The sequence below is a fragment of the Moorena sp. SIO4A5 genome, from assembly GCF_010672005.1.
Taxonomy (GTDB): Bacteria; Cyanobacteriota; Cyanobacteriia; order Cyanobacteriales; family Coleofasciculaceae; genus Moorena.
Genome location: NZ_JAAHHZ010000132.1, coordinates 5,435 through 15,881, shown reverse-complemented (window position 1 = coordinate 15,881; position 10,447 = coordinate 5,435). Strand labels below are relative to the sequence as shown.

Below are 10,447 nucleotides of genomic sequence, written 5' to 3'. Positions count from 1 at the left end.
CATGGGTACCGCTTTCTACAATTGAACCTTGGTCCATCACATAGATCCGGTCAGCCATTTTTACAGTAGATAAGCGATGGGTGATCAGAATAGCAGCTTGATCTTCGATCAGTTCGCGGAATTTCATAAACACCTCGTATTCTGCCTTAGGATCCATAGCAGAGGTAGGCTCATCTAATACAATAACCTGAGAGTCTCGTAGAAAAGCTCGTGCTAAGGCTATTTTCTGCCATTGACCAATACTAAGTTCTTCCCCTTGGTCAAACAATTTGCCCAGCATGGTATTATACCCTTGGGGCAAACTAGTGATAACATCATCAGCACCAGAACGACGAGCAGCATCAATAATAGTTTCGTGATCTCGTGGTAAATCAATGTCCGCTAACCAGATATTTTCCTTAGCGGTGAAATTATATTTAGCGTAGTCTTGGAAAATCACACTGATTTGGCGGCGTAAGTCAGCTATTTTAAAATTGCGGATATCAATCCCATCAATGGTGATGCTGCCAGCGGTTGGATCGTACAAACGACACAAGAGTTTAATTAAGGTTGTTTTACCGGAACCGTTTTCTCCCACTAGCGCTATAGTTTCCCCTGGTCGCACCGTGAGGTTGATGTTTTTAAGTGCCTGACGAGTTGTAGTACCGTATTGGAAACTAACATGATCGAAAACAATACCACGGCTCATGGAGTGGGGAATTGGTTTGGGATAAGTTGGTTCAACAACGTTAGGTTTTAGATCCAGAAATTCGTAGAGGTTAGCTAAGAATAAATTATCTTCATAAAGACCAGATATACTAGTTAATAACCCTCGAATATTATTTTGTCCCCGCTGCAACGCTTGGTGATACAGCACTAAATCGCCTAAGCCCAAATCCCCATGGACAGTTTGATAGACAATAAAGCCATAGACAGAAAAAATTAACATTCCGGCAACGGCTTGAGCACCAAAGTTAGCAAAGGAGCGTCCAGTGGCAATGGCTACTTTTTCCTTATATAGTTGCTCTCGGATGCGACGATACCAGTCAGTAAAGAAAACCCCTAAATCAAACAACCGAATTTCTTTAGCAAACTGGTCTGAGGTTAGCATGTAACCCAAATACATGGATTGCCGTTCCATGGGTGTTTTTTTACGCTGCCAACGATAGATAACCCGAGAGTATTTTACCCGTACTACCATCGCGGGCATAGCAGCAATAAATAAAATCCCAGCAATTCCCCAATGGAGGGAGAGTAATAAACTCACCATCGCCAACAAGGAAATACTATTTTGAGCTATCTGTGTGAGACGATTTAGGACTCGGGGCGGTCGGTAGGGCGCTTCTTGTTGAGCTCTTTGTAATGTATCGTAGTATAGGGCATTTTCGTAGTACTCTAAGTCAGCTTCTAGGGATTTATCATGAATAATCCCTTGCATGTAGTCAGTCACCCGCTGAGAATGAGCAGTATTGACTACTTCAGCTAAGGAGTTCAAAAGAGTAGTGACAATAGTAACTGTACCGGCTAAGATTAGGAAAAGTAAAACATCACGAAATACGGCTTGTTTATCAGTATTAAGTAATCCGTCAGTTACTGTATCAATAATTAGTTTTGTAAGATAAATTGATAGTAGAGGTAATATCCCCTGAACCAGCAAAATTCCTACGCGAGCTACTGTCCAAAAGGGACTGCTTTGCCAGACTAGACGCAGTGCAGGCAAAAGGCGTAATGTTTGCTGGATTTTTTTTCTTAAAGTTTTGCCTGCTCCCATTTTTTGTGTTAAGGTTTAGAGGTTAGAAGTATACTATTGATGCGATCTTTTTTACTACTATCAGAAGTAGTGATTTCTTCGATATCTTTCTCCACCAAGGCCACTAGATCAGGAAGTTCCATTAGATTAGGCTTTCTGGTGAAGCGACAGATAGATACAGTCTTGATTAGATTGGCGCATTGACGCAGATGAGTACTGACACAGTCTCGAGCAATTAGCACATCTACATCACGGCTATGACGGACTAGTTCAGGGAACGCTTGTTGAGGCGTTAGCTTGGTAATCTGATGTTGGTCTCCCTTGGCCAATACATAGAGTCGCTTCAGGGGTACAGCAGTGCGTTGAAACCCATCACTGAATGTGTAGGAAAGCTTTGGTGCGTTTGGGTAAAGAGGAGGTAAGTTCTTTGAATTGTGTCCTAGAGAATCCGCTGCTGATGGCCAAAGTTTAATCTGAGGAAAGCTAGGAATAATCAAAGGATAGCCGTCATCAAAGTTGACAGGCATGACATCATCAGTTATAATATGATAACCCTTCCGATGAAACGCTCCAGCCAAGGTGGATTTACCCCAACCTGACCCACCCATGAATGCGATCGCTTGATTGTTGACCACAATGCTGCTAGCATGGAGTACTAGCAATCCCCTCTGTCGCAGCACCACAGACATACAAGCTCCAAGGATGTTAGGGCTGAGCTTGGACTGGTCTACTCCTGTCACAGGTTCGATAGTAATCTCTCGCCCATCTTCAATCAAAACCTTTGCTTTGCCATGCAATTCCCCAAGGACACGGTTGCTCCAATTGGCTGTTTCTGGAGGAAGATGACTCAATTTCCCTAAACGTATGATCACATCAGGGGGTCCATGAGATTCCAATAGCTCAGGTAAGGGAATCTCTGAATGAATACAAAGGTTGTAGGCCGTATAGATGTACATGATTGATACTTAGGAGCAGGTTAAACTTGATGGGAGAACTTGATAGCAAAAAAGGCGTCCCCTAACTCTAGCCAAGACCCTTCTGCTGAGTCAGTGTTGCAGCACTAACGAGTTGGGGGATGATCTTGCTAGTAGTAGATAATTTAGTACTAGATAATTTAGTAGTAGATAATTTAGTAGTAGATAATACCTTTGTCGCCCTTGGTAATGGCGCTACTCATATTCAGTACTTACCATCACCAGTGCTAATCGTATTACTGTAGTTTGAACGGATCACAATTATTATTGTTATCGCAGTCTAGGCTGCTTGAGCCATCTGATTCAGCTGCGGGATTAGCCAAATCACCATTGAAAATAAGCACATCTAACGTAGTACTAACTCCAGTTATTTGGGTGAGCTGCTCAATAGTGCCGTGAACAATCATCTCTGGTGTAGCGTAGCTCTTTTCCATGGTGTTACTTTGCTTTTGCTGACGGTAGCTTAAGGTAGTTACACCCTGATTTGAACTATTGATTAGTCAGCATCAATAGTAGTAATTGTGTTACGGTTGTTTAAACTCAACACAATTACCATTATTGCAGTCTAGGCTCTGTGAGTCGTTTGATTCAGCTGCGGGATTAGCCAAATCACCATTGAAAATCAGCACATCTGAAATCCGATCAGGTCCATTGATTTCGGTGAGCTCCTCAATAGAACCGTGAACAATCATCTCTGGAGTAGTGTAGCTTTTTAGCATGGTGTTACTTTCCTTGTACTTATTGTGGTTTAAGGTAGTCACACCCTGAGTTAAACTATTGATTACTCATCAGTAGTAATCCTGTTACGGTAGTTGGAACGGAGAACAATTACCATTGTTATCGCAGTCTAGGCTGCTTGAGTCATCGGATTCAGCTGCGGGATTATTCAAATCACCATTGAAAATCAGGACATCTGCCATCCGATCAGGTCCACTGATTTCGGTGAGCTCCTCAATAGAACCGTGAACAATCATTTCTGGTGTAGTGTAGGTTTTTAGCATGGTGTTACTTTTGTTGTAGTTATTGTGGTTTAAGGTAGTCACACCCTGAGTTAAACTATTAATTACTCACTGTCTTGATGCAGTCGCTCATGGGGGAAACCCCCAAGACCGCGCTGCATCGCTAATTACTCACTATCACCAGTAGTAGTTGTGTTACTATTGTTTGAACGGATCACAATTACCATTGTTATCGCAGTCTAGGCTGATTGAGTCATCTGATATAGCTGCGGGATTATTCAAATCACCATTAAAAATCAGGACATCTGCAATGCGATCAGGTCCACTGATTTCGGTGAGCTCCTCAATGGTGCCGTGAACAATCATCTCTGGTGTAGTGTAAGTTTTTAGCATGGTTTTACTTTCCTTTTGCTGATAGTAATTTAAGGTAGTTACAGCCTGAATTGGACTTACGGTGTTTCTTGGTTGTGCCCAAACCACAATCCCAAGTAGATTCCCTGCCAAGTTAGACTTAGGGTGTCACTTGGGTGCGGTCAAGCCACAAGGCCAAGATGATTCCCTGCCAGACTGTCATGCAGTCTTTTTCTCGCACCCTGCCTCCTGAGGTCATGCGTCGATGAACTTGTCTCAGAAAGTCTGTGTCAACGTACCCTTCAATGAGTTCAAGCTTATTCAAGATCACGTCGTCGAACACCTGACGATTTAGGGTCAGCAGACCGTGAATAAAGTTTGGACCCATATGGGCTTTGCCTCCTCGCCACTGGACAGCTTTTGGTAAAATATCTGCCATCCCACGACGCAACACCATCCGACTCCATCCCTGGTAGAGTTTCTGCTCGGAAGGCAGTGCTAGACAGAATTCAAGTAGCCGCTTATCCATAAAGGGATGACGAGCTTCGAGGGAAAATGCAGCATTGTAGCGGTCGAGCTGCTCTAGAATGAGGGGAAATATACCTTGGCTTAGATTACGCCAGTGGTCTTCTCTGACTGTGAGTGATGGTTGATCTGACTTATCGAGTGCTTGGATACGCTGATCAATACCAATGCGTTCAGCAAAGTTGCGGTTAACTAAAGGTGCAACAGGAGTAGCTGACTTGTCTTGTCTGCGCCACTTTCGCCAAAGTTGCTTGATTGCTTCCGGAACTAACGCCTTGAGTCCATGATTGAGCAACAGGTGCTTACGGGAGATGCCAAAACGCTTGTGAATCTGATGTACAGCTTTAGCAAAGGCAATCCACCGTAACTGCTTGGCGAGGGTTTTTAGGTGTAGGATACTGTAGTGTTTAATCAGGGCTTGGGGTGAGTTACCAAAATTTTCGGAAAATGCCTCAGCTTCCTGGACAAAAGCTTCCCATTGTCCTTGATGGGCTAGTTCTGTCAATCTAGACACACCATGAAACACGACATTATCGCCATCGAGACCATCTAAAACAATTCGCATCCCTGCTTGCTTAGCAGCTTGATTCAGTCGCCAAGGATAATGATGACTTGGACCAAGTAAGGCTTCGTCTTCATACTGCCAAATCTCGTCAACGTCTGACAGCGGACCAAACTGATCAGCATGGACATAGTGGGGAATCAGCCCACCCTGTTCTAAAACGGCATTGATGAAGGGACGTTCATCACACTCAGTCACTTTGTCAAAAATGTTGGAGAAGCTGTGGAGTTGAGCATCTCCTGCTTCAGCTAGTAGTTTCCTGGCGACACAAGTGATTGAGGAAGAATCTAATCCACCGCTCAAGTGAGAACCAATGGGAAAAGCACTACGGAGACGACAACGAACTGCTTCGGTAAAGATGTCACGAAATGCTTCAGCATAGGCTTCGTCAGAGTCTAAGATTAGCTCACGATTGGGGTCTAGAGACCAGTAACAGTTTAGCTCTATCCCTGACTGACTAACGACCATGGTGTGAGCAGGAGGAAGCCGCAGAATGTTGTCATAGGTGGTGATAACTTTGTCTTCCATCATCAGGGCGACATAGTCAGCCATCCTAACTTCGTTAAGACGCTTTGGTACGAAGGGTAAACAGAAGAGTGCTTTGATTTCGGAGGCAAAAATAAACCCTTGACCGGATTTGTGATAGTAATAGAAAGGCTTAACCCCAACATGGTCTCTAGCACAGAAGAGGATCTGCTTGTGCTTATCCCAGATAGCGAAGGCAAAGTCACCTAATAGTTTCTCTGGACAATGCTCTCCCCATTTTTCATAAGCGGCTAAGATCAGTTGGCTATCGGTAATTTTTTCTGCTGGAAGGTCGTTCAACTCTAGAGCAACAATCAGTTCCTCTCGATTATCAATCCGAGCATCAGCAGTAATAACTAGATCTCTGGAGTGATTAACTAGAGGTAACTTTTCCAGCAGCGATTCAGGGGTAGTCCAAAGCATCCGATGACCGAGACCAACAGACCCCTGGCACCAGATATCTGCTCCGTCTGGTCCCCGGTGGGCAAGGATATCTAACATTTGCCCAATATTTTCCCGGTCTATTGGTTCCTGGTCGAGGTAGTAAATCCCCACAATGCCACTCATAGTTTCCCTCCTTTAAACGATGGTAGTGGAGTAAACCGTGAAAGGTCTCTGAGATAGCCGATCACAACCTGTCCCTGGTTTTCCACCCATGCATGAGCTTCTAATTTTCCTCCCTCCCCTTTGGCAACTCCAATTCTGAGTTGAGGGGAGTAACCACAGCGACTCATCAGTACTTGTGTGGTTAATGCTCTAGCTAAACACTTAACACCACCTGGCATGTAGCGACTGCTGAGATTAACAGCTCCGACAATTTTGCTTAGGTTAGTTTGGTTTACGCCTTGAGCTTGAAGTGATGGCTGACTGATTTTTGCTATCAGTCGCCGCAATGTCTGAAATGGTAGTAACCATAGCCCTAGTCTGATTAATCCTAGTAAGATGAACGTGTTAATTACAAGTTGACGTTCTCTACTAGTAAGGCGCAAGAACTTACGCAACTGCTTCATCTTTTACCTCAATTAGCCCAACTGCTGCGAATTCTTGGAGTAATGCCAACAGATCGCGATCGCATTTTTCTGGCTCAACCTCATATTCTGCTAGCAGTGCATTCCGAATTTCGTCTAAAGTTTTCGGTTCCTGGATCAGATTCCAGATGCTAGCACCTACTGTATTCAAGCCATAATACACTCCGGACTTCATGTCGAGGATGATTGCCTCTCCTCCGAGATCAGAAGATAGTTGCTCTTGAGTTGCTACTACAATTGAAGACTTTGAGATAGTACAATCCAAACTCATGATTTTTTATTCTCCAAGTAATTATTGCTGTTATATAAAACTAGTGAGGGAATTATCTGATATTGTAATTAATGGATTGAGAGTAATTCCCCAGATTCCTATAGTTGATTAGCCATGACCCTTGCTGAAATTAGTCAAGTCATGGTATATTAGATACATAACTTGATTAGTTTGAGGAGTTAGTAGTGAGCTAGTTTCTCTAGTATTGCTTGCTCTCTTTTTGGTCGATAAGCCCGTTTATAAACGAGTTGTGAAAATTCATAACCCCAAATTCCTTGGTATTGCGGTCAGAATGACCGCGTGAGAGTTTGCCACCTATTTATAGTTGCTATAAGCAAATAGGCATTTAAATTTAAGCTCGATTCACTTGTGCAAAATCCGGCCTACTATCTCCCCATTTCTGCATCTCAATATCAGCCTATATTCACAATTTAAATGTCTAAATATTGTGTGAATAGTTTGTGAATATTGGTATTTATCAGATTGAATTACAGCATTTATACTGTTATGAATAAATCAGAATTGATAGGGACTAATACTAGTTAAAATTTTAGGTTTTTGATTTAATTTAACTGTAGCCTAATTCATGGGATAGTTAAACTAATTGTCGGAGATTTTAATAAAACTTTAATTCTTTATTGAATTAATAAAAAAAGATATCAAAATCTATCAATTATACCCTTGATGATGTAAATAGTAAAACTCTTTGTCTTGATTCAATAGCGAGTGGGGGAAACCACGGCAATAGCGAGTGGGGGAAACCACGGCAATAGCGAGTGGGGGGAACCCTCAAGACCGCGCTGCATCGCTTATGGGATAAAAGTAAATTTCCTAGGTTGGAGGTGGAGTTAAAGAGCGATCGCATTTTAATCCGATAGACAATCCCCCACACATTTGGAGCAACCTGTTGTAACATTGGTTCAGAGCCACCGAAATCAGCTGATGATCAATGCATAATTAACTCTAATTAACTCTTTGTTGTCATTACTTTAATTTTTCCTTGCCTTCAATTTAATGTTCTCTCCCTTCCAAGTAAATTCCGGACAGTTTTTCAGAAAAACTTTTGCTGCCATATCAGGTCAGGATAAGGTCAGTGAAGCTAACAGCCTATGGGCTACGCGCACGCTACGCCAACAGCTCAGGGTGTTTTTATTTGGGTTGTAAACACACGAATTGCTGAAAAAGCCATGCATACAAGAGGCAAAAGGCAAGAGGGGCAAGAGATACAGAGTGTTATTGAACAAGAAAAAAAGACCATACACGTTTACATCTGATTTGGAAATGCTATAACAGCCGTTAGCTTTGAGCTAGTGTTCTGGTAGCTGCAGTCGTAAATCAAAATCGCAAGTAGGAGCGCACGGTGTGCGCCCCTATGAGATAAGCAGGTTTGCTGACGAGTTTTGCGTCAGTCTTGACCTAGTGATACCGGAATATAAGGGGAATACCACCGCAATACCATTGAAAGGTCAGAGCATCAATCCAATCGACTGTCTCCAAACCTCTCCAACAGTTCCTGACGAGACAAGTTAAGCAGCACCTGAGTACGCTCTGTGATCGGCAACTGCATTAAAGGCTCAATGGTTCGGGATAATTCTTTATCAACAGTGCCAAACCGCCCTGCCAGTAGATTTTCCACCATCAGGCGCTGTCCCTCTAAATTGCCTTGTTCCTTGCCTTGTTCCCTTCCTTGCTCTAAGGTTTCTTCCCGCCAACGCAAATAAGCTGGTGATAAATTCATAATTAACTCCCTCTCGTCTTCAGTTAAATCTTCGCTTTCCTCTATTTTGATGCGCCAGTTGGCCAGAATCTCTAAGATGTTACCCCGTAAGGGGTGTCCGACCGGTAGTGCCAGCAACTCATTAATGGCTTGGCTTTGAGTCTTATCCCGTCCCAAAATTCTTAACCACAGGGTTTCTTCGGTAACAGGTAGCTGGTTAATGGCTACCAGAGCTGTGTTGAACCACTCAGGCAAAAAGTAAACTCCTGCAACCCAATCACCGGAATCACTAAGTTTTGCACCAAAGCCCTTCAACAGCTGGGCTGAACAGGACGGGGACAAAATCCATAAACAGGGTAAATCAGTTTCACTGATCGGGTTTTTCTCTCGTCGTGCTTTCCGCTGTAGGTCACTGTAGAGAGCAAACAACTTCAACAGGCAATTGCGCACTGCCATGATTCCTGTAGCATTGCGGAACGGTTCCAATAAACAGGCGGTTGATGCCATCTTACCGAGCAATCCGATTTCCTTTGGTGCTGTGGATTCAGAAGCTGTTGGTAGAAACCAAATATCCACTTGACGAACTTCAGTGGTTAGTTCTCGGCTGACTTCTACCTGACCGTGAGGTGTTAACAACTCCGTTAGATACTGTTTGGCAAATTGATCATGAGGCTGTCGGGTCATTAATCCTAACTCTTTGGGGTTGGTGTTAGTAGCCTTTCACCGATCAACTGACCAAAAACAGATCCCATGGATCTTGACATTTGAGACTTTTACCCCATAACCCAAGCTAGGGGCGCAAGGAAAGCCCCCCAGCCGAACTTATGACATCGAACTGAGGTCGAAATACCACCGCCATACCATTGAAAGGTCAGAGCATCAATCCCATCGACTGTCTCCAAACCTCTCCAACAGTTCCTGACGAGACAAGTTAAGCAGCACCTGAGTACGCTCTGTGATCGGCAACTGCATCAAAGGCTCAATGGTTCGGGATAATTCTTTATCAACAGTGCCAAACCGCCCTGCCAGTAGATTTTCCACCATCAGGCGCTGTCCCTCTAAATTTCCTTGCTCTAAGGTTTCTTCCCGCCAACGCAAATAAGCTGGTGATAAATTCATAATTAACTCCCTCTCGTTTTCAGTTAAATCTTCGCTTTCCTCTATTTTGATGCGCCAGTTGGCCAGAATCTCTAAGATGTTACCCCGTAAGGGGTGTCCGACCGGTAGTTCTAGCAACTCATTAATGGCTTGGCTTTGAGTCTTATCCCGTCCCAAAATTCTTAACCAGAGGGTTTCTTCGGTAAGCGGTAGCTGGTTAATGGCTACCAGGGCTGTGTTGAACCACTCAGGCAAAAAGTAAACTCCTGCAACCCAATCACCGGAATCACTAAGTTTTGCACCAAAGCCCTTCAACAGCTGGGCTGAACAGGAAGGGGACAAAATCCATAAACAGGGCAAATCAGTTTCACTGATCGGGTTTTTCTCTCGTCGTGCTTTCCGCTGCAGGTCACTGTAGAGAGCAAACAACTTCAACAGGCAATTGCGCACTGCCATGATTCCTGTAGCATTGCGGAACGGTTCCAATAAACAGGCGGTTGATGCCATCTTACCGAGCAATCCGATTTCCTTTGGTGCTGTGGATTCAGAAGCTGTTGGTAGAAACCAAATATCCACTTGACGAACTTCAGTGGTTAGTTCTCGGCTGACTTCTACCTGACCGTGAGGTGTTAACAACTCCGTTAGATACTGTTTGGCAAATTGATCATGAGGCTGTCGGGTCATTAATCCTAACTCTTTGGGGTTGGT

Annotated in this window: 13 protein-coding genes; 2 read left to right on the top strand and 11 right to left on the bottom strand. The window is 43.7% G+C overall.

Annotation, left to right across the window (positions count from 1 at the left end; genetic code table 11):
• Both F6K57_RS27960 and F6K57_RS27955 read right to left on the bottom strand, forming a co-directional pair.
• On the bottom strand, window positions 1-1,750 hold a 1,750-nt coding region (locus F6K57_RS27960), incomplete at its 3' end, for an ABC transporter ATP-binding protein (protein WP_293071662.1).
• Between the two features lie 8 nt (window positions 1,751-1,758).
• Complete coding sequence (locus F6K57_RS27955; protein ID WP_293071661.1) at window positions 1,759-2,685, bottom strand: hypothetical protein; 927 nt, start codon at window positions 2,683-2,685, stop codon at window positions 1,759-1,761.
• A 119-nt stretch (window positions 2,686-2,804) separates the two neighbouring features.
• On the opposite strand from F6K57_RS27955, the gene F6K57_RS27950 reads away from it, so the two are divergent.
• Complete coding sequence (locus F6K57_RS27950; RefSeq protein WP_293038935.1) at window positions 2,805-2,948, top strand: hypothetical protein; 144 nt, start codon at window positions 2,805-2,807, stop codon at window positions 2,946-2,948.
• Here F6K57_RS27950 and F6K57_RS27945 read toward each other — a convergent pair.
• The 7 genes from F6K57_RS27945 to F6K57_RS27915 all read right to left on the bottom strand — a co-directional run bounded on the left by F6K57_RS27945 (window position 2,940) and on the right by F6K57_RS27915 (window position 6,924).
• A complete protein-coding gene (locus tag F6K57_RS27945; protein ID WP_293021199.1) occupies window positions 2,940-3,137 on the bottom strand; it encodes a lasso peptide in 198 nt (65 codons plus the stop codon). The two genes, F6K57_RS27950 and F6K57_RS27945, sit on opposite strands and share 9 nt — an antisense overlap.
• A 90-nt stretch (window positions 3,138-3,227) precedes the next feature.
• Entirely contained in the window at window positions 3,228-3,422 is a 195-nt protein-coding gene (locus F6K57_RS27940) for a lasso peptide (protein WP_293021197.1), read from the bottom strand.
• An 84-nt stretch (window positions 3,423-3,506) separates the two neighbouring features.
• Window positions 3,507-3,704, bottom strand: a complete 198-nt coding sequence (locus F6K57_RS27935; RefSeq protein ID WP_293021195.1) for a lasso peptide — start codon at window positions 3,702-3,704, stop codon at window positions 3,507-3,509.
• A 156-nt stretch (window positions 3,705-3,860) separates the two neighbouring features.
• Window positions 3,861-4,166 carry a lasso peptide gene (locus F6K57_RS27930; RefSeq protein WP_293071660.1) on the bottom strand — a complete coding sequence of 102 codons (306 nt, stop codon included), beginning with the start codon at window positions 4,164-4,166 and terminating at the stop codon, window positions 3,861-3,863.
• Window positions 4,167-4,173: 7 nt separating this feature from the next.
• On the bottom strand, window positions 4,174-6,192 hold the full coding sequence (locus F6K57_RS27925; RefSeq protein WP_293071659.1) for a lasso peptide isopeptide bond-forming cyclase: 2,019 nt from the start codon (window positions 6,190-6,192) through the stop codon (window positions 4,174-4,176).
• Window positions 6,189-6,635, bottom strand: a complete 447-nt coding sequence (locus tag F6K57_RS27920; RefSeq protein WP_293071658.1) for a lasso peptide biosynthesis B2 protein — start codon at window positions 6,633-6,635, stop codon at window positions 6,189-6,191. Before F6K57_RS27920 ends, F6K57_RS27925 begins: the two co-directional genes overlap by 4 nt.
• Window positions 6,619-6,924, bottom strand: a complete 306-nt coding sequence (locus tag F6K57_RS27915) for a PqqD family peptide modification chaperone (protein ID WP_293021189.1) — start codon at window positions 6,922-6,924, stop codon at window positions 6,619-6,621. Before F6K57_RS27915 ends, F6K57_RS27920 begins: the two co-directional genes overlap by 17 nt.
• Before the next feature lie 1,109 nt (window positions 6,925-8,033).
• Between F6K57_RS27915 and F6K57_RS27910 the strand changes: the two genes are divergently transcribed.
• Window positions 8,034-8,198: a hypothetical protein gene (locus F6K57_RS27910; protein ID WP_293021187.1), complete on the top strand. Its 165-nt coding sequence runs from the start codon at window positions 8,034-8,036 to the stop codon at window positions 8,196-8,198.
• Window positions 8,199-8,398: 200 nt separating this feature from the next.
• Here F6K57_RS27910 and F6K57_RS27905 read toward each other — a convergent pair whose 3' ends face one another.
• Window positions 8,399-9,325, bottom strand: coding sequence for a hypothetical protein (locus F6K57_RS27905; protein WP_293021185.1), 927 nt, complete (start codon window positions 9,323-9,325; stop codon window positions 8,399-8,401).
• 195 nt (window positions 9,326-9,520) lie between these two features.
• Complete coding sequence (locus F6K57_RS27900) at window positions 9,521-10,423, bottom strand: hypothetical protein (RefSeq protein WP_293071663.1); 903 nt, start codon at window positions 10,421-10,423, stop codon at window positions 9,521-9,523.
• Window positions 10,424-10,447: the final 24 nt, after the last annotated feature.

Bases quoted from the DNA above. Each gene is read 5' to 3' on its own strand.
- F6K57_RS27955 (WP_293071661.1), bottom strand. From the start codon at position 2,685: ATGTACATCTATACGGCCTACAACCTTTGTATTCATTCAGAGATTCCC.
- F6K57_RS27950 (WP_293038935.1), top strand. From the start codon at position 2,805: ATGATCTTGCTAGTAGTAGATAATTTAGTACTAGATAATTTAGTAGTA.
- F6K57_RS27945 (WP_293021199.1), bottom strand. From the start codon at position 3,137: ATGGAAAAGAGCTACGCTACACCAGAGATGATTGTTCACGGCACTATT.
- F6K57_RS27940 (WP_293021197.1), bottom strand. From the start codon at position 3,422: ATGCTAAAAAGCTACACTACTCCAGAGATGATTGTTCACGGTTCTATT.
- F6K57_RS27935 (WP_293021195.1), bottom strand. From the start codon at position 3,704: ATGCTAAAAACCTACACTACACCAGAAATGATTGTTCACGGTTCTATT.
- F6K57_RS27925 (WP_293071659.1), bottom strand. From the start codon at position 6,192: ATGAGTGGCATTGTGGGGATTTACTACCTCGACCAGGAACCAATAGAC.
- F6K57_RS27920 (WP_293071658.1), bottom strand. From the start codon at position 6,635: ATGAAGCAGTTGCGTAAGTTCTTGCGCCTTACTAGTAGAGAACGTCAA.
- F6K57_RS27915 (WP_293021189.1), bottom strand. From the start codon at position 6,924: ATGAGTTTGGATTGTACTATCTCAAAGTCTTCAATTGTAGTAGCAACT.
- F6K57_RS27910 (WP_293021187.1), top strand. From the start codon at position 8,034: ATGGGCTACGCGCACGCTACGCCAACAGCTCAGGGTGTTTTTATTTGG.
- F6K57_RS27905 (WP_293021185.1), bottom strand. From the start codon at position 9,325: ATGACCCGACAGCCTCATGATCAATTTGCCAAACAGTATCTAACGGAG.
- F6K57_RS27900 (WP_293071663.1), bottom strand. From the start codon at position 10,423: ATGACCCGACAGCCTCATGATCAATTTGCCAAACAGTATCTAACGGAG.